We start from the raw sequence: 16,733 nt of genomic DNA, 5'->3' as shown, positions 1-16,733 counted from the left end.
CGTTGTCAAAGGCATTACCTTGCCGACACAACTTGACGAGGAGGAAACTGCAAGGCATTTGGGCATCATGCTTATTTTTAAGATCTTCCGTGCCGACGAATGGGCGGCCCTGCGTGCTGACGGACAAACCGCTGGCGCGCCGATCGATGTGGCCGACGGCTACGTGCATTTTTCCACGGCTGAACAAGCCGCCGAAACCGCCGCCAAACACTTCGCGGGGGAGGAAAACCTTTTCCTTCTTGCCGTCGAAACCGAGGCGCTGGGCGAAGCGTTGAAATGGGAAGTCTCTCGCGGTGGCGCAAAATTCCCGCATCTTTATAGAGAGTTGCAGCTGTCAGACGTGCACTGGGCGCAACCATTGCCGCTTGAAAACGGCGCCCATCAATTCCCCGCAGGACTTTTCTGATGACGCTCATGCGAACTATGGAACAGCTCGGCATGCGCGCCCTGCGCTCGGTCGACCCCGAAGTCTCGCACACGCTTGCTATCAAAGCGCTGCAGATGGGCGTGGCCAACGCCCCCGGAGAGATCACCTCGTCCCGCCTGCGCACCAATGTCGCCCGTCTGGATCTGCCAAACCCGATTGGCATCGCCGCCGGGTTTGACAAGAACGCCACCGCGCTCAAAGGCCTGTCGGTGTCAGGCTTTGGGTTCATCGAAGTCGGCGCTGCTACGCCCCGCGCCCAACCCGGCAACCCCAAACCGCGCCTGTTTCGCCTGATGGAAGATCAAGCGGCGATCAACCGCTTTGGGTTTAACAACGACGGCATGGAGGCCATTGCCACCCGCCTCGCAAACCGCCCCGAGCAAGGTGTTTTTGGCCTCAATCTTGGCGCCAACAAAGACAGCGACGACCGCGCCGCCGATTTTGCCAAAGTGCTCGCCCATTGCGGCGCAAATCTGGATTTCGCCACCGTCAACGTCTCCAGCCCCAACACTGAAAAGCTCCGCGACCTTCAAGGCAAGGCTGCGCTGTCGGCGCTTCTTGCGGGCGTGACGCAGACCCGCGACGAACTTACCCGCAAAATTCCGGTGTTTCTGAAAATCGCTCCGGATCTGACAGATCAGGAACTGGCCGAGATCGCCGAAGTCGCCGTAGAAAGTGGCGTTGATGCGGTGATCGCTACCAACACAACCCTGTCACGTGACGGATTGAAAGACCCACAACAGAGCGAAGCCGGTGGTCTGTCCGGAAAACCGCTGTTTGAAAAATCCACCCGCGTGCTCGCACGTCTGAGCCAATTGACCGACGGCAAGATGCCGTTGATTGGCGTCGGCGGCGTCAGTTCTGCCGAAACCGCCTATGCCAAAATCTGCGCCGGCGCTTCGGCCGTTCAAGTCTATACGGCATTGGTTTTTGGCGGCTTTAGCCTTGGCGAAGACATCGTACGCGGTCTGGATACGCTTCTGGAACGCGACGGCTTTGCCAATGTGGCCGACGCAGTGGGCACAAAACGCGGGGACTGGCTGTGATCACCATCTGGCACAACCCGCGCTGCTCGAAATCGCGCCAAACTCTGGCGCTGATCGAAGGCAAAGGTGACATCACAGTGCGCCGCTATCTTGATGACGCACCGTCGCTGGAAGACATCAAAAAGGTGCAATCCCTGTTGGGCGTCAAAGCCATCGACATGATGCGCCCCAAGGAAGCCAGGTTTCGCGAACTGGGCCTCACCAAGTCCGCAGACGAGGCGACACTGCTGGCCGCAATGGCCGACAACCCCATCCTGATTGAGCGCCCGGTTGTGATCACCCCGAGCGCCGCCGCCATAGGGCGTCCGCCCGAGGCGGTATTGGACATTCTCTAAAGACGCGCCCTCCCGCCCCTAACGGGTTGGGCATGGCTCAAGCCTTTGGGCTTGTGCTTCAAGGGCCGTGCCCTGCCCTAGGCCTAATGCGCAGACGACGCGCCCCTGCGACGTATCCCCGCTTGCGTCGGGGCACCCAAGCGCTTAAACCGCCTCGGAACAAAAGACCAAGGGACAGACCATGCCCGTTCTCGTGATGAAATTCGGCGGCACATCCGTCGCCAACCTAGACCGCATCCGCCGCGCCGCGAAACGCGTCGGCGTAGAGGTCGCCAAAGGCTATGACGTGATCGTCATCGTCTCGGCGATGTCCGGCGAAACCAACAAGCTTGTCGGTCTCGTCGATGAAACTTCCCCGCTTTATGACGCCCGTGAATATGACGCGATCGTCAGCTCCGGCGAAAATGTCACCGCCGGCCTGATGGCGCTGACCTTGCAGGAAATGGACGTGCCTGCGCGCAGCTGGCAAGGCTGGCAGGTGCCGCTTTTGACCACGTCCGCGCATTCCCAAGCCCGGATCGAAGAAATCCCCACCGACAACCTGAACGCCAAATTCGGTGAAGGCATGCGGGTCGCTGTCGTGGCCGGTTTCCAAGGTCTCAGCCCCGAGGGCCGCATCACCACGCTGGGCCGCGGGGGTTCTGACACCACCGCCGTCGCTTTTGCCGCTGCCTTTGGCGCGGAACGCTGCGATATCTACACTGATGTCGACGGCGTTTACACCACCGACCCGCGTATCTCGCCCAAGGCGCGCAAGCTCGATAAAATATCGTTTGAGGAAATGCTGGAACTCGCCAGCCTCGGCGCGAAAGTCCTGCAAACCCGCTCGGTCGAACTGGCCATGCGTTTCAAGGTAAAACTGCGCGTACTCAGCTCTTTTGAAGAACAATCCGACGAGGCCGGCACGCTGGTCTGCGATGAGGAGGAAATCATGGAATCCAATGTTGTGGCCGGTGTGGCCTATTCGCGTGACGAAGCCAAAATGACGCTCTTGTCGGTAGCCGATCGCCCCGGCATCGCGTCAATCATCTTTGGCTGCCTGTCCGACGCCGGCGTCAACGTCGACATGATCGTGCAAAACATCTCCGAGGACGGGCGCACCGACATGACCTGCTCCCTGCCGACCGACCAGGTGGCGCGCGCCAAACAAGCGCTTGAACAGCTCAAAACTGACGGTGGCCTGAACTATGCCGAACTGGTGACCGACGATGATGTGGCAAAAGTCTCGGTTGTCGGCATCGGCATGCGCTCCCAGTCCGGTGTTGCCGCCAAGATGTTCAAAGTGCTCTCCGATGAGGGCGTCAACATCAAGGTGATCACCACCTCCGAGATCAAGATCTCGGTGCTGATCGACCGCAAATACATGGAACTGGCGGTGCAAGCCCTGCACGACGCGTTCGAGCTGGAAAAAGCCTGACCGCCGAGGTTTTTGCCCAAAACCTAAACAACATCACCCCCCGCCCCTCAGAGGTGGGGGTTTTGCATACCCTGCGCGGTGATCCCTTTTTGGGCGGCGTCCTAACCCATCGACAAAAGAACACCGTTTCACGCACCCCTTAGGCATTTTCCGTTTTTCTTTTCCGCTGCTTGTGTTCTATTCGACCAGCAGCAAGGACCCGAAACCCGTTATGGCCCAAGACACGCAAACCGAAAGCCGCAAACTGCTTCAGCGGTTGCGCGACGCGCTGGCCGAGGACAGCGCCGGTCAGGAGCGTCTGGACAAGATCACCCATTTGATCGCCACGTCCATGGGCACCGAGGTCTGCTCGATTTATCTGTTCCGGGATGATGACACGCTGGAACTTTGTGCCACCGAAGGCCTAAACCCCGAATCTGTGCACCAAACCCGCCTGCGCATTGGCGAAGGGCTTGTTGGCCGCGTTGCCAAGGCCTCCAAGGTTGTGAACACCGACGACGCGCCGTCTGCGCGCGGCTTCCGCTACATGCCGGAAACCGGCGAGGAAATCTTCTCCAGCTTCTGCGGCGTTCCGGTGCAACGACTGGGCGACAACCTCGGCGTTCTCGTTGTGCAATCCAAAGAAAAGCGCACCTTCTCGTTGGACGAGATCTATGCCCTCGAAGTTGTGGCCATGGTTCTGGCCGAGATGACCGAACTTGGCGCGTTTGTCGGCGAAGGCGCGGCCATGTCGGCGCTGCACCAGCAATCAGTGATGTTTCGCGGGGGCTGCGCACAGGAAGGCGCCGCCGAAGGCCATATCTGGTTGCACGAGCCGCGTGTTGTTGTCACCAACCCCGTGGCCGACGATCCCGAAGTTGAACTCAATCGCCTGTCTGAGGCCGTCGATGCCCTGCGCGTTGGCGTCGACAAGATGCTGGATGGCGCGGGCAACGGCGACAAAGAACAGCTTCAGGTGCTCGAAGCCTACCGGATGTTTGCCAACTCCAAAGGCTGGATGCGCCGGATGGAGCAGGACATCGCCCAGGGCCTGTCCGCAGAAGCCGCCGTTGAAAAAGAACAAAATGCCGCCCGCACCCGTATGGAGCAAGTCACCGACGCCTACCTGCGCGAGCGGCTGCACGATCTGGACGACCTGTCCAACCGCCTGCTGCGTATCCTAACGGGCCAAGGTGCCGAAACCGGCGCCGATATGCCGGCCGATCCTGTTTTGGTGGCGCGCAACATCGGTCCCGGCGAACTGCTGGAATATGGCCGCAACCTGCGCGGTATTGTGCTTGAAGAAGGCTCGGTTGGCAGCCACGCCGCAATCGTCGCGCGCGCACTGGCGATCCCGTTGGTGATCCACGCCGACCGCGTCACCACCGAGGCGCTCAATGGCGATCATGTGATGATCGACGGCGATCAGGGCATTGTCCATCTGCGCCCCGACGACACCGTTGTGACCGCCTTTCGGGACAAAATCGCGATGGAGGCCAAAGCGCAGGAACGCTACGCCTCGATCCGTGACAAGCCGGCAACGACGCTGGATGGCGAAACCGTACAGCTTACGATGAACGCCGGCCTGATGGCCGATTTGCCAAGCCTGGCGAACTCGGGCGCAGAAGGTGTCGGCCTGTTCCGTACCGAGCTTCAGTTCCTTGTGCGCAACCAAATGCCGCGCCGCACCGAATTGGCGCAGCTCTACTCGCGGGTGATGGATGCGGCCGATGGCAAACGCGTGGTCTTTCGCACGCTCGACATCGGCTCCGACAAAGTCCTGCCCTATATGGCGCCACAGGATGAGCCCAACCCGGCTCTTGGCTGGCGCGCCGTGCGCGTAGCGCTGGACAAACCCGGCGTGATGCGGATGCAACTTCAAGCGCTTCTGCGTGCGGCCAACGGACGGCCTTTGACAGTGATGTTCCCCTTCATTGCGCAGTTTGATGAATACCGCGCCGCGCGCGCCGAAATGGACAAAGCCTTGGAACGCGAACGCATTCTTGGCCACCCCCTGCCCGCCAACTTGGAAGTTGGCGCAATGCTGGAAACACCATCGCTGGGGTTTGCGCCCAAGAAGTTTTACGAAGACGTCGACTTTCTCTCGATTGGCGGCAACGACCTCAAACAGTTTTTCTTTGCGGCTGACCGCGAAAATGAACGCGTTAGGCGTCGATATGACACCCTGAACGTCAGCTTTCTGACCTTCCTCGAAGGCATCGTGAACCGCTGCATCGACACTGACACACCCCTGAGTTTCTGCGGCGAGGACGCCGGTCGGCCTATCGAAGCTGTTTGCTTGGCCGCAATCGGCCTGCGCAACCTGTCGATGCGTCCGGCCTCGATTGGTCCGGTCAAAAGCCTTTTGCGGCGGGTCAATCTGGCGGAGCTCAAAGCCGTGATTGATCAATCCCGCGTCAACGGAGATCAATCTGTGCGCCCCGCGGTCATGGCCTATCTGCGCAGTCAGGGATAATCGAGCCACCTAGGCGTCGCTTTTGCTGCCTTCCAATCGTTTCAACATGCCCGCCACCAGCTCGTCTGAGGGCACATCCGCGTCGATTGCCAACTTGCGCAGACCAAAATGCACGTGGGCAATGTCCTGATAATAGCTGGTGTAGGCATAGTTCGTCGCCGCCCCCATTGCGGCCCCGATCACCGGCACCGCTTGCGCCGCCAGTTTCTGTCCCAAGACCGGCGCCAAGCGCGGCACGATCACCGCCTTGATCCATCCGGCACCGCCCATGGCCAATCCCGCGCGCTGCTCCAACATTGACAGATCCGCGCCTTCGTCTGCGGTGAAAGGCCCGTTTGCCGCCAGAACCTGCAAACAATCAAACCGCACGCTGTCTTGGCTTGGGTCAAACCCATGCTGCACCGACACCGCTTGGATGGCGCGCAACAACACTGTGACGGTCACCGGCAATTCTGCCAAAGCAGACGTGACACCGCCAAACCCGCCCGCAGCGCCCAAAGCCGCCGTCAGAGACGCATTGACCCAATCGGGCTGGTCCTTGAGCACTCCACGCGAGCCATCCGCCAGTTTCACGGCTTGTGTCAACGCCATGCCAGTGCCGGAGCCCAAGCCATTTTGCACCTCTTTGGGCAACGAGGAAATCAACCCCGACACGGGCAAGCCGAGCAGGCCCAAAACCTTGATGCCAAGGCCCGACGCGCCCTGATAGCGTTTGGCCAATGCATCAAGCCTGGCCTCCACATCGACAACATCATGGGCATCGGCGGGCAATATTTCAAAATCATCCATAGGGAGAATCTAGGGCGCCGCGCGCCTATATCAACCTTACAAAACCGAGCGCACCTGACCACAAACCCCGGTCCACGCGTTTTCAAGCAAATCTCGCCCCAACACACGGTCGGGGTTTGTCGGCGGCGGCATCTCAACCCCGCGCAGCTTCTCAAAGCCGAATTTCTGGTAATACAGCGCGTCCCCAACCAGCATCACCCGCGCCCACCCGGTCTCTACGGCCCGCGCAAGGCTGTCCTCAATCAGCATCCGCCCCAAGCCCTCGCCCTGATGGGTCGGGTGAACAGCAATCGGGCCCAACAGCAAAGCGTTTGCGGTCCCAACGGTCACGGGCCAATACCGGATCGCCGCTGCCAGGATGCCTTCGCCATCGCGCGCCATAAGCGACAGATCCGCCACCGGATCAACACCGTCGCGCAGCCGATAAGAACTCAGCGCTTCACGCCCCAGCGCAAAGCAGAGATCGTAAAGCGCTTCGACCTCCCACCAGTCGTCCGCTGTTTCCTGTGCAACCGTGAACACGCGTCCTGCGCCCCTCTGCGCCTCTTTGTGGTCTTTTTGCTATTTCCTCGCCCCTAGCATGACGGTAGGTCTGGGCGCAAACCAATAGGAAACCCGCGATGTTTTATAAGCCCGCCGACGGCCATAACCTGCCACACAACCCGTTCAACGCGCTGATCACCCCACGCCCGATTGCGTGGGTATCGACGCAGGACGCAAACGGCGTGCGCAACCTCGCGCCTTATTCGTTTTTCAACGGCACCGCCTACACTCCGCCGCAGGTGATGTTTGCATCGACCGGCACCAAAGCCGACCAGACCGAAGGCAAAGACAGCCTCGCCAATATCCGCGAAACCGGCGTGTTCTGTGTCAACGTGGTTGAAGAGTCGATGCGCGACGCGATGAACGTCTCCACCGCCATTTTCGACAAGGATGTGGACGAATTTGACCGCGCCGGACTTGAGGCCGCGCAGTGCGACACCATCGCTTGCCCACGCCTTGTGGGGGCACCTGCCAGCATGGAATGCCGCATGACGCAGATCGTTGAACAGCTTGGTGAAAACAACTTTATCATCATGGGCGAAGTCACAGGCATCCACATGCGCGACGATTGTATGGTGGACGGAAAGTTTGACGTCACCACGTTCCGCCCATTGGCACGCCTTGGCTATCGCGACTATTCCGTGGTCGACAACACCTTCACGCTGGCCCGCCCTGACGAGTGATCCGATGCCCCTGCCCGCTTTCCCCACCGGAGGGCGCGGCGCACATCGCACCTTCTAAAACAGCACCGTTGCCACAGTAATCCAAATCGGCAAGCTTACGGCGCCCAGCAGCGTCGTCTGTGCGACCAATGTCGCCGCCAATTCGCGATCCGCGCCGAACCCCGCCGCCAGCACATGCGCCGCGCTCGCTGTCGGCAAGGCGGCCCAGATCACCAACACCACGGCAATGGCTGGCCCCACCCCAAGCACCAGAGACGCAGCCAATGCGGCCGCTGGCATCACCACCAGCTTGGTGGCACAGATATGTGCGCTAAATCGGTTAAGCCGCGCCAACGCCCCCCAGTTCATCGTCGCCCCGACCGAAATCAAGGCAATCGGAATCGCCGCTGCTGCCAGCATTTCCAAAGGCGCCAGAACCGGTGCGGGAATTTTGATCCCGCTCACGCCCACGATCACGCCACTCAATGACGCCAACAAAAACGGATTGAGCGCCACTTTCTTGACCGTGCCCCAAAGGCCCAGACTGCCGCCACGGGACAAGCCCGCCACCGCAAACACATTGGCCATCGGCACCGCCATCCCGATGCAAACCGCCATTACGCCAGCGTCTGCTTTGTCCGTTGTGGCAATGGCGATAAACGCCAGTGCCGTGTTGAACCGCCAGGATGTCTGCCACGCGCCTGCGAAATCCAAAAACCGCTCTGGCCCGTGTTTGCGCGCCAGATACCCGATGCCCAGACCCACCGCCAGCAGCCCCCAAACAATCGGCGCGATGGTGATGATCGCACCCACTTCGATTTCACGCTGACTCGCAGCCACAAACAAAAGCGCCGGAAACAGGATTTCAAAGTTCAGCTTGTCCAAACCCTGCCACGCATTCGCGCTCAGGCGGTTGCGCAGCAACCCGCCAAGACCCACCAACAGGAAGGAGGGCAAGAGCCCGATCAGAATTGCAAAGAAGGTCATGAAGCACGGTCCCAATATTCAGGAATGTGATGCGCCCATTGCTCTGAAAACACAAGCCAAACGGGCGGGGCCTGCCGCACAAACAAAAAGGGCCGGCCCCTCGGCCAGCCCTTCCCAAATCCTATCAGCGTTGGTCAGTGACCGCCGCCAAACACCCCGGTACGCACCGAATAATCCACCGCAACTTCGTATTCAGGATCATCATCACTGTCGACAATCAGGTTTCCGGCACGGCTCAGCAACTCGTGGCAATCCCGGCTCAAATGGCGCAGGACCAACTGCTTGCCAGCAGCTTCGTACTTGCCAGCCACAGCCTCAATCGCTTGCAACGCTGACTGATCCACCACGCGGGATCGGGCAAAATCCACAATCACATGCGCCGGATCGCTCTCGATCTCAAACAACTCACCAAAGCCATCGGCCGAACCAAAGAACAACGGTCCCTCGATCTCATAGACCTTCGCGCCCGGATCGCTTTCGCTTTCACGGGTGATCGCGTGAATGCGCCGCGCGTTCTGCCACGCATAGGCCAACGCACTGACGATCACGCCAACGACAACGGCCACCGCGAGGTCTTCAAGCACAGTCACCACGGTTACCAGCACGATCACAAAGGCGTCCATTGCCGGAACCTTGCGCATGATCTTAAAGCTGTTCCACGCAAATGTGCCGATCACCACCATGAACATCACGCCCACCAGCGCGGCCAGCGGGATCTGTTCAATCAGGCTGCTGGCCCAAAGGATAAACGCCAGCAAAAACAGCGCCGCCGCGATGCCTGCGATCCGCGTGCGGCCGCCGGATTTCACATTGATCATCGACTGACCGATCATCGCACAGCCACCCATGCCGCCAAAGAAGCCGGTCGCCACATTAGACGCGCCCTGCGCAATGCATTCCTGACTTGCGCCGCCACGCTTGCCCGTCATTTCCCCCACAAGGTTCAACGTCAGCAGGCTTTCAATCAGGCCAATCGCGGCCAAAATCACCGCATAGGGCAGGATGATGCTAAACGTTTCATATGTCAGCGGCACAGCCGGAATGTGGAACATCGGCAGCCCACCTTCGATCGACGCCATGTCGCCCACTCGTGGCACATCCAGTCCGAAGACAATCACAACGATGGCGGTAATCGCGATCCCGGCCAGCGGTGCGGGAAAGGCTTTTGTCACTTTAGGCATCAAATAAATGACAGCCATCGTCAGCCCGACAAGCCCCAGCATGACCATCATCTGCGACAGTTCCAACCATTCACCGCCGCTCATGCCATGGCCGTCACTGACCATACTGCCAGGTACTTTGAACTGGCTCATTTGCGCTAGGAAAATCACGATCGCAAGGCCATTCACAAAGCCCAACATCACCGGATGCGGCACAAGGCGAATGAATTTACCCCAATGCATCACACCCGCGATGACCTGCAAAATGCCCATCAGTACAACTGTGGCAAACAAGTATTCCACGCCATGCTGGGCAACCAAGGCCACCATAACCACCGCCAACGCACCGGTTGCGCCGGAAATCATCCCCGGACGCCCGCCAAAAATTGCGGTGATCAAGCCGACCATAAAGGCGGCATACAGACCCACCAGCGGGTGCACTCCGGCCACAAAGGCAAAAGCCACAGCTTCAGGCACCAAGGCCAGGGCCACGGTCAAACCGGAAAGCACTTCGGTCTTGACCCGTCCCACCGTCAGACCTTCGTCCTGCATGATCGACAAGTTGGGTGGGGAAATATTCTTAGCCAGCATGGCCAGCGCCGCGCGTCTCATATCGGATACCTGCGTCTGTAAGGAGTGTTCGCTTGTCGCGTCCCTAGCGGTTTTCCGCTGATCGCACAAGCGACGGCCCATTCGAACCAAACGTCAGAGCAAAACCCGTTGCGCAAAATCCCGTTTTCGCCTGCTTTCTAGGCTTCAAAAACGCCACCTACGCGATACCGTCGCAATACCGACGTTTTACCTATCTGACATTGCCGCACAAAAAAGGGGGCCAAAGCCCCCTTCTGTGCACCAATATTGGTTAACGTCACTTATAGCCAAATGCCGAATTCGGGATCAGCTGGCGTTTGCCACCCGGCGCTTTCCACTCCGATTCCAGACAGGCTGTGCCTTCTTTTTGGAAATAGACGGCTTTGAAATCATACCAGCCTGCGCTCGGGACTTTGATCTTTGGCCGCCCCGCGCTGGCACACGGTGAGATGCCGTTCAGCTTCGCCACCTGCTTGCCGTCGATCCAGATCTCGGAGCCATCATTGCTAAAGAATTCAAGGTCATAGGTGCCTGCAGCCGGAAATTTGATATAGCCGGAGATATCCGCCACAACCAATTCCGCAAGCCCCGAAGTCAGCACCTCAGCGCCGCGCCCTTTGTCGGGATAGTTGAACCCCGACAACGGCTTGCCCGGCTTGGCCTTGCTCAACCGCTGCTTGGCGTTGCTCACCGTCCGAACCGAGCGCTCACCTGTATAGTAAGACACTTTCAACCCGCTTTTCAGCCCACTTGGCTGCGGATTTGCAGGCGACACTTCGATCTCCGCCGCGCTCACAGCTCCGGCAACCATCAGCGAAAGAGCCGCCAAACCTTTGGCAAAAAAGGATTTCATGGAAAAATCTCCCAACTAAGTCACAGTTGAGCCTAGCCTAGAGACAATTGCCGCATGGGGGCAAGCGACGATTGCGTGACGAGCCGTAAGTTTAGGCGCCCTGCAAGGCATCATCGACGATTTTCGCAAAGGCGCCATAGTCGGAGAAAACATAGTCATGTGGCAACTCATCGACAGGTTTTTTCCGATACCCCTCTGTGAACAAAGCAAACTTCATTCTTAGCCCAGCTGCGGTCTCCGCATCGATTTCACTGTCACCGACATACAGCGCCGTCCCGCGACCCAAAGCGTCCCAAACTGCCTCAAGTGGCCGTGGATCAGGTTTGCGCCACGCCAGTGAATCGCCGCCAATGACCACTTCAAACATCTGGTCCCATCCCAAAAGCCGCAACACATGGCGCGCAGCGTCTTCGGGTTTGTTGGTACAGACACCCAAGCGGATACCCTGTGATTGAAGGCTCATCAGCGTTTCTGCCACCCCTTGATATGGTTTGGTCAATGACCCGTCCGCCGAATTGTAGACCGCTAGAACTTCATCGTGCATGCTTTGAAAATCCGCCTCATCGACGCCGCGAGCAGCCATCGCCAACCGGATCAAATTCGGCAACCCTTTCCCGACAAAGGAGATCACAGTTGGCAAATCAAAAGGCGAATATCCTCGCGCCTGCCAAACTCGATTTACCGCGTCCTGAATTTCCGGCGCACTGTCTACCAGCGTGCCGTCCAAATCAAAAATGACCGCTTTACCCATCAAACACCTTCATCAAATCAGCCCTAGCTGCGCGCCGCGTTAAACCAAGCCACAATCGCGCGACGTTCCTCTGACTCCATCCAGCTCACATTGGCCGGGGGCATGGCATCCGTGACACCGGAATGCAGATAGATCTGCTGCGCATAGGCCGCCACTTCTGACGGCGTTTCCAACAACACGTTCTTTGGCGCACGATGAATGCCGTCATACCCCGGCTCTCTCGCATGGCACATCGAACAACGACCCAGTACGATATCGGTCACATCTTCAAACCCGGCTGCATCCGCGTAAACCTGCTCTGTTGGTGTCAACGCCCGCGCCTCTTCTTCTTCCAGGTCACTCTGCGTCAATGGCGCGGTCGACAACCACATAATCGCAATGAACAACACCGCGGTAACTGCCCAAGTCCAATATGGCTTGCCTTTACGGGCGTGCATCGAATTGAAAAAATGCCGGATCGTAACTCCCATCAGGAAAACAAGCGCGGCGATCAACCAATTGTATTGGCTGGCAAATGCCAGCGGGTAGTGGTTGGACAACATCAGGAACACAACTGGCAGTGTCAGATAGTTATTGTGCGTAGACCGCAGCTTAGCGATCTTGCCGTATTTGGCATCCGGCGTGCGGCCTTCCTGCAAATCCTTCACGACGATCCGCTGATTTGGCATGATGATAAAGAACACATTGGCCGTCATAATCGTCGCGGTGAAGGCGCCCAGATGAAGCATCATAGCACGGCCTGTGAAGATCTCGTTGTAGCCGTACCCCATCGCAACAAGAAGCGCGAAAAGCAGCACCATCAGCGCTGTCGGATGCTCTCCCAAACGCGATTTACAAAGTCCGTCATAGACAATCCAGCCCACGGTCAAGGAGGCTGCAGAAATCGCGATGCCCTGCCAAAGCGCCAGGTCCGCTTTGGCCTGATCAATCAGGTACAGCTCGCCCCCGGCCCAATAGACAACCATCAAAAGCGCTGCGCCCGACAACCAGGTTGAGTAGCTCTCCCATTTAAACCAGGTCAGGTGATCAGGCATCTCTGCAGGCGCCACCAAGTACTTGCGCACGTGATAAAACCCGCCGCCATGCACCTGCCATTCTTCGCCATGCGCGCCCTTCGGCAAGTCCGGCGCCTGCCGCAATCCAAGGTCCAGTGCAATGAAATAGAAGGAAGAACCAATCCACGCGATTGCCGTAATCACATGTAGCCAGCGCACACCAAAGCCCAGCCAGTCCCAGATGATCGCTAAGTCCGCCATGTCGTGCTCCTTCAATCCGTTCCCTAAACGCTAGCGCAGGCTCGTTTTCTTCTCTATCGTGAAAAACTCCGAACAGCTTCAAAAATATCCTGAAGATGGCCAGCACATATTACCATGTCCTACTTTGACAACATCCGCACCTTTGTCCGTGTCTATGAACTCGGCAGCATGTCCGCCGCCGCCCGCGATCAGCGCATTTCTGCGGCGGTGGCATCCTCACGGATTTCGCAACTGGAGGACTATCTGAGCGTTCGGCTGTTTCACCGTACCACGCGGCAACTTAATCCGACGGAACAAGGCAACATCTTCTACGAGGGCGCCTGCAAAATTCTTGAATCCATTGACGAGGCGGAAGCGGCAGTGAATTCTATTACCCAAAGCCCTCGTGGCTTGCTGCATGTCGCCGCCCCGCTTGGTGTCGGGCGACGCCTGATTGCCCCGCTCATCCCTGAATTCAAAAAAGAGTACCCGCTGATCGATCTGCGTTTGCGACTTTCGGATCGCAAGCTTGATCTCACTGCCGAAGGCTTGGACGTCGCCTTTTTCTTAGGCTTGCCCGAAGACAGCACTCTGCGCATCAAGAAAATCGCCGACTGCACCCGCGTGCTTTGCGCCGCGCCGACCTATCTCTCCGAACGGGGTACCCCGGAGACCCCTACCCAACTGACAAATGGCACACATGACTGCCTCAACTTGCGGTATCCGGGCGCGCCTGAGTTTCAATGGCCGCTTGAAACCAGCAAAGGTGTGCAACGTTTTGCCGTCAAAGGCCCATTTGAGTCAGACGACGGCGACGTTCTAACCAACTGGGCTCTGGACGGGCTAGGAGTTACCCTCAAGCCAGTGTTTGAGATCGCCGAACACCTTGCGTCAGGGGCTTTGACGCCGGTTCTCACCGAAACGCCCCCGGTCTCAATCCAAATGGCGCTGCTTTACACGCATCGTCGCCATCAGGATCCCAAAACGCGTCTGTTCATCGACTGGATGACACCACGCGTTCAAGCCGAACTGAAGAAAAATCTTGTAACGGCAGCTGCTTAGCTGCCGCGATAAGTGGAATATCCGAACGGGGAGAGCAACAGCGGCACGTGGTAATGATCCTCTGCATCCATGCCAAACCGGATCGGCACGCTGTCCAAAAACAGGGTCTCGCCTTCGACCTGCCCCGTTTCGCGCAAATAGTCGCCGCAGAAGAAGATAAGCTCATAGCTGCCCGTCTTGAACTTGCCCTCCGGCAGTATCGGGCCGTCGGTACGCCCATCAGCGTTGGTAACGGCTTCGGCAATCTTACGATGCGAATTGCCCGATACGCGATAAAGCGCGATCTTGATGCCTTCTGCAGGCACCCCTCGCGCCGTGTCCAGTACATGAGTGGTAAGATAACCAGCCATCATTCGCCCCTTTTTCAATCACAACATGGTTTTAGCGCTCATTGCTGCGGCAAGTGCAGAGAGAGCGCTCCGATAGCTCTTTCAAAAATAATAAGAAAGTATTGCCCCGTTTTATCGGATAAAACAGAACAAACGCAAACAGGGCCACTTACGACTTATGGTGAACCGTTACACTCGTGACATGCGGGGCTACGGCCCCAACCCTCCGCACGCACAATGGCCGGACGGGGCCAAAGTCGCTGTTCAATTTGTTTTGAACTACGAAGAAGGCGGTGAAAACTGCGTGCTGCACGGCGACGCAGGATCAGAAGCTTTCCTATCTGACATCGCAGGTGCGGCTTCCTGGCCCGGACAGCGTCACTGGAACATGGAGTCGATCTATGAATACGGCGCCCGCGCCGGTTTTTGGCGCCTACATCGGCTTTTCACCGAAACTGCGATCCCCGTAACGATCTACGGAGTTGCCACGGCCCTCGCCCGCAGTCCGGAACAGGTCGCGGCGATGAAAGATGCCAATTGGGAAATCGCAAGCCACGGGCTCAAGTGGGTTGAACACAAAGACATGCCCGAGGACGAGGAGCGCGCAGCGATTGCCGATGCAATCCGGCTCCACACCGAGGTTGTCGGGGAACGTCCACGCGGCTGGTACACTGGGCGTTGCTCACAAAATACGGTCCGGCTGGTCGCCGAAGAAGGTGGTTTTGACTACGTGTCAGACACCTACGACGATGATCTGCCATATTGGTTGGAGGTCGGGGACCGTGATCAACTGATCATTCCTTACACGCTGGAAGCCAACGACATGCGGTTTGCCACCGCGCCGGGCTACATCACAGGCGAGCAGTTCTTCACCTATCTCAAAGACGCATTGGACGTACTTTATGAAGAAGGCAGCGAAGGCGCGCCAAAGATGATGTCGATCGGGCTGCATTGCCGCCTAATCGGGCGGCCGGGGAAATTGGCGGGCCTGAAGAAATTTATCAACTACATTAAAGGCTATGAGGACGTCTGGACGCCTCGCCGGATCGACGTTGCTGAACACTGGGCCAAGACCCATCCACATAAGCGCTTCTCACGCCCGAGCCAGATGAGCAGGTCCGGCTTTGTGGCTGCCTACGGCGGTATTTTTGAGCATTCCGAGTGGGTTGCAGAAGGCGCTTTTGATCTTGAACTTGGCCCCGCCCACGACAGCGCCGTCGGTTTGCACAACGCGCTCTGCCGCGCTTTCCGCACCGCCAGCCGCGCGGCACAGATGGATGTACTCACGGCCCACCCTGATCTCGCGGGCAAACTCGCTGCTGCGGGTCGCTTGACGGCCGAAAGCACTTCCGAGCAAGCCAGCGCAGGTCTTGATATGCTGACGGATGACGAACGCGACACCTTCACACGCCTCAATACCGAGTACGTCGCCAAACACGGCTTTCCTTTCATTATCGCTGTTCGTGACCACGACAAGAATTCAATCATGGCCGCGTTTAAGAAGCGCATTGGGCATGACAGCGACGCCGAATTCACCGAGGCCTGTAAGCAGGTCGAACGGATCGCCTATTTCCGTCTATTGGACGTGTTGCCGTGACCACAATCTTCATCAAACCGCTGACAACTCAGGATTTTGCGCCGTTTGGTGAGGTGATAACGCTTCGAAACTCCCCCGACAAACTCATCAACCAAGGCCTCTGCGGGCGGCATCACGACCTCGCGCAGATGGATTTCTCAAGCGGGCGGGCCGGAATTTCGATGTTTGACGCCGAACCCCGCAGTCTGCCCTACAACTTAACCATGATGGAGCGCCATCCCGAAGGCTCGCAAGCCTTCTTGCCGATGACGCAACACCCGTTTCTGGTGATCGTCGCACCTGACGACACTGGCCAACCGGGAACACCGCACGCCTTTCTTACAGCACCCGGTCAGGGCATCAATTTCCACCGCAACACGTGGCATGGGGTGCTGACACCTCTGCATGCGCCCGGGCTATTTGCCGTGATCGACCGGATCGGCGACGGCCCCAATCTCGAAGAATTCTGGTTCGACACGCCTTACAAGATTGTGTCTGCCTGAAGACCGCCGGGC

Annotated in this window: 17 protein-coding genes; 9 read left to right on the top strand and 8 right to left on the bottom strand. The window is 58.2% G+C overall.

From position 1 onward, the window contains the following. The first annotated feature begins 67 nt into the window (after window positions 1–67). The 5 genes from PG871_RS10920 to ptsP all read left to right on the top strand — a co-directional run bounded on the left by PG871_RS10920 (window position 68) and on the right by ptsP (window position 5,680). Complete coding sequence (locus PG871_RS10920; RefSeq protein ID WP_270729279.1) at window positions 68–406, top strand: DUF952 domain-containing protein; 339 nt, start codon at window positions 68–70, stop codon at window positions 404–406. Window positions 407–414: 8 nt separating this feature from the next. Beyond that, window positions 415–1,473 (top strand): quinone-dependent dihydroorotate dehydrogenase, encoded by a 1,059-nt coding sequence (locus tag PG871_RS10915; RefSeq protein WP_270730868.1) that lies wholly within the window; start codon window positions 415–417, stop codon window positions 1,471–1,473. Then, window positions 1,470–1,808, top strand: coding sequence for an arsenate reductase (glutaredoxin) (gene arsC / locus PG871_RS10910; protein ID WP_270729277.1), 339 nt, complete (start codon window positions 1,470–1,472; stop codon window positions 1,806–1,808). The genes PG871_RS10915 and arsC overlap by 4 nt, the downstream gene beginning before the upstream one ends. Before the next feature lie 181 nt (window positions 1,809–1,989). After that, window positions 1,990–3,225: an aspartate kinase gene (locus tag PG871_RS10905; protein WP_270729276.1), complete on the top strand. Its 1,236-nt coding sequence runs from the start codon at window positions 1,990–1,992 to the stop codon at window positions 3,223–3,225. Between the two features lie 211 nt (window positions 3,226–3,436). After that, the gene (gene ptsP, locus PG871_RS10900; protein ID WP_270729274.1) at window positions 3,437–5,680 is read left to right on the top strand and encodes a phosphoenolpyruvate--protein phosphotransferase; all 2,244 of its coding nucleotides are present in this window, start codon (window positions 3,437–3,439) and stop codon (window positions 5,678–5,680) included. Window positions 5,681–5,689: 9 nt separating this feature from the next. Here ptsP and PG871_RS10895 read toward each other — a convergent pair whose 3' ends face one another. Both PG871_RS10895 and PG871_RS10890 read right to left on the bottom strand, forming a co-directional pair. Then, on the bottom strand, window positions 5,690–6,469 hold the full coding sequence (locus PG871_RS10895; RefSeq protein ID WP_270729272.1) for an EcsC family protein: 780 nt from the start codon (window positions 6,467–6,469) through the stop codon (window positions 5,690–5,692). Between the two features lie 36 nt (window positions 6,470–6,505). Continuing rightward, window positions 6,506–6,991: a GNAT family N-acetyltransferase gene (locus PG871_RS10890; RefSeq protein ID WP_270729270.1), complete on the bottom strand. Its 486-nt coding sequence runs from the start codon at window positions 6,989–6,991 to the stop codon at window positions 6,506–6,508. Window positions 6,992–7,089: 98 nt separating this feature from the next. Between PG871_RS10890 and PG871_RS10885 the strand changes: the two genes are divergently transcribed. After that, the gene (locus tag PG871_RS10885) at window positions 7,090–7,695 is read left to right on the top strand and encodes a flavin reductase family protein (protein WP_270729269.1); all 606 of its coding nucleotides are present in this window, start codon (window positions 7,090–7,092) and stop codon (window positions 7,693–7,695) included. A gap of 54 nt (window positions 7,696–7,749) precedes the next feature. On the opposite strand, the gene PG871_RS10880 is transcribed toward PG871_RS10885, so the two are convergent. From PG871_RS10880 to PG871_RS10860, 5 genes are all read right to left on the bottom strand, one after another. After that, window positions 7,750–8,661 (bottom strand): AEC family transporter, encoded by a 912-nt coding sequence (locus tag PG871_RS10880; RefSeq protein WP_270729268.1) that lies wholly within the window; start codon window positions 8,659–8,661, stop codon window positions 7,750–7,752. Window positions 8,662–8,795: 134 nt separating this feature from the next. Further along, the gene (locus tag PG871_RS10875; protein WP_270729267.1) at window positions 8,796–10,433 is read right to left on the bottom strand and encodes a SulP family inorganic anion transporter; all 1,638 of its coding nucleotides are present in this window, start codon (window positions 10,431–10,433) and stop codon (window positions 8,796–8,798) included. A 256-nt stretch (window positions 10,434–10,689) separates the two neighbouring features. After that, window positions 10,690–11,265 carry a PA14 domain-containing protein gene (locus PG871_RS10870; protein ID WP_270729266.1) on the bottom strand — a complete coding sequence of 192 codons (576 nt, stop codon included), beginning with the start codon at window positions 11,263–11,265 and terminating at the stop codon, window positions 10,690–10,692. Between the two features lie 91 nt (window positions 11,266–11,356). Beyond that, window positions 11,357–12,016 carry a phosphoglycolate phosphatase gene (gene gph, locus PG871_RS10865; RefSeq protein ID WP_270729264.1) on the bottom strand — a complete coding sequence of 220 codons (660 nt, stop codon included), beginning with the start codon at window positions 12,014–12,016 and terminating at the stop codon, window positions 11,357–11,359. 23 nt (window positions 12,017–12,039) lie between these two features. Beyond that, complete coding sequence (locus PG871_RS10860; protein ID WP_270729263.1) at window positions 12,040–13,272, bottom strand: urate hydroxylase PuuD; 1,233 nt, start codon at window positions 13,270–13,272, stop codon at window positions 12,040–12,042. A 114-nt stretch (window positions 13,273–13,386) separates the two neighbouring features. On the opposite strand from PG871_RS10860, the gene PG871_RS10855 reads away from it, so the two are divergent. After that, window positions 13,387–14,313 carry a LysR family transcriptional regulator gene (locus PG871_RS10855; protein ID WP_270729261.1) on the top strand — a complete coding sequence of 309 codons (927 nt, stop codon included), beginning with the start codon at window positions 13,387–13,389 and terminating at the stop codon, window positions 14,311–14,313. On the opposite strand, the gene uraH is transcribed toward PG871_RS10855, so the two are convergent. After that, window positions 14,310–14,663, bottom strand: a complete 354-nt coding sequence (gene uraH / locus PG871_RS10850) for a hydroxyisourate hydrolase (protein ID WP_270729260.1) — start codon at window positions 14,661–14,663, stop codon at window positions 14,310–14,312. The two genes, PG871_RS10855 and uraH, sit on opposite strands and share 4 nt — an antisense overlap. Before the next feature lie 160 nt (window positions 14,664–14,823). On the opposite strand from uraH, the gene puuE reads away from it, so the two are divergent. Both puuE and PG871_RS10840 read left to right on the top strand, forming a co-directional pair. Further along, window positions 14,824–16,239 (top strand): allantoinase PuuE, encoded by a 1,416-nt coding sequence (gene puuE / locus PG871_RS10845; RefSeq protein ID WP_270729259.1) that lies wholly within the window; start codon window positions 14,824–14,826, stop codon window positions 16,237–16,239. Continuing rightward, the gene (locus PG871_RS10840; RefSeq protein WP_270729257.1) at window positions 16,236–16,721 is read left to right on the top strand and encodes an ureidoglycolate lyase; all 486 of its coding nucleotides are present in this window, start codon (window positions 16,236–16,238) and stop codon (window positions 16,719–16,721) included. The genes puuE and PG871_RS10840 overlap by 4 nt, the downstream gene beginning before the upstream one ends. Window positions 16,722–16,733 lie beyond the last annotated feature (12 nt).

This window comes from Shimia sp. Alg240-R146, from assembly GCF_947331465.1.
In the GTDB taxonomy this organism is placed as follows: domain Bacteria; phylum Pseudomonadota; class Alphaproteobacteria; order Rhodobacterales; family Rhodobacteraceae; genus Shimia.
Note: the sequence above shows the minus strand (reverse complement) of the source record. Positions and strands in the feature narration are given on the sequence as shown.

Coding starts and splice junctions, on each gene's coding strand:
- PG871_RS10895 (WP_270729272.1), bottom strand. CDS start 6,469: ATGGATGATTTTGAAATATTGCCCGCCGATGCCCATGATGTTGTCGAT.
- gph (WP_270729264.1), bottom strand. CDS start 12,016: ATGGGTAAAGCGGTCATTTTTGATTTGGACGGCACGCTGGTAGACAGT.
- PG871_RS10870 (WP_270729266.1), bottom strand. CDS start 11,265: ATGAAATCCTTTTTTGCCAAAGGTTTGGCGGCTCTTTCGCTGATGGTT.
- PG871_RS10860 (WP_270729263.1), bottom strand. CDS start 13,272: ATGGCGGACTTAGCGATCATCTGGGACTGGCTGGGCTTTGGTGTGCGC.
- PG871_RS10880 (WP_270729268.1), bottom strand. CDS start 8,661: ATGACCTTCTTTGCAATTCTGATCGGGCTCTTGCCCTCCTTCCTGTTG.
- PG871_RS10915 (WP_270730868.1), top strand. CDS start 415: ATGCGAACTATGGAACAGCTCGGCATGCGCGCCCTGCGCTCGGTCGAC.
- PG871_RS10855 (WP_270729261.1), top strand. CDS start 13,387: ATGTCCTACTTTGACAACATCCGCACCTTTGTCCGTGTCTATGAACTC.
- ptsP (WP_270729274.1), top strand. CDS start 3,437: ATGGCCCAAGACACGCAAACCGAAAGCCGCAAACTGCTTCAGCGGTTG.
- PG871_RS10885 (WP_270729269.1), top strand. CDS start 7,090: ATGTTTTATAAGCCCGCCGACGGCCATAACCTGCCACACAACCCGTTC.
- uraH (WP_270729260.1), bottom strand. CDS start 14,663: ATGGCTGGTTATCTTACCACTCATGTACTGGACACGGCGCGAGGGGTG.
- PG871_RS10920 (WP_270729279.1), top strand. CDS start 68: ATGCTTATTTTTAAGATCTTCCGTGCCGACGAATGGGCGGCCCTGCGT.
- PG871_RS10905 (WP_270729276.1), top strand. CDS start 1,990: ATGCCCGTTCTCGTGATGAAATTCGGCGGCACATCCGTCGCCAACCTA.
- PG871_RS10875 (WP_270729267.1), bottom strand. CDS start 10,433: ATGAGACGCGCGGCGCTGGCCATGCTGGCTAAGAATATTTCCCCACCC.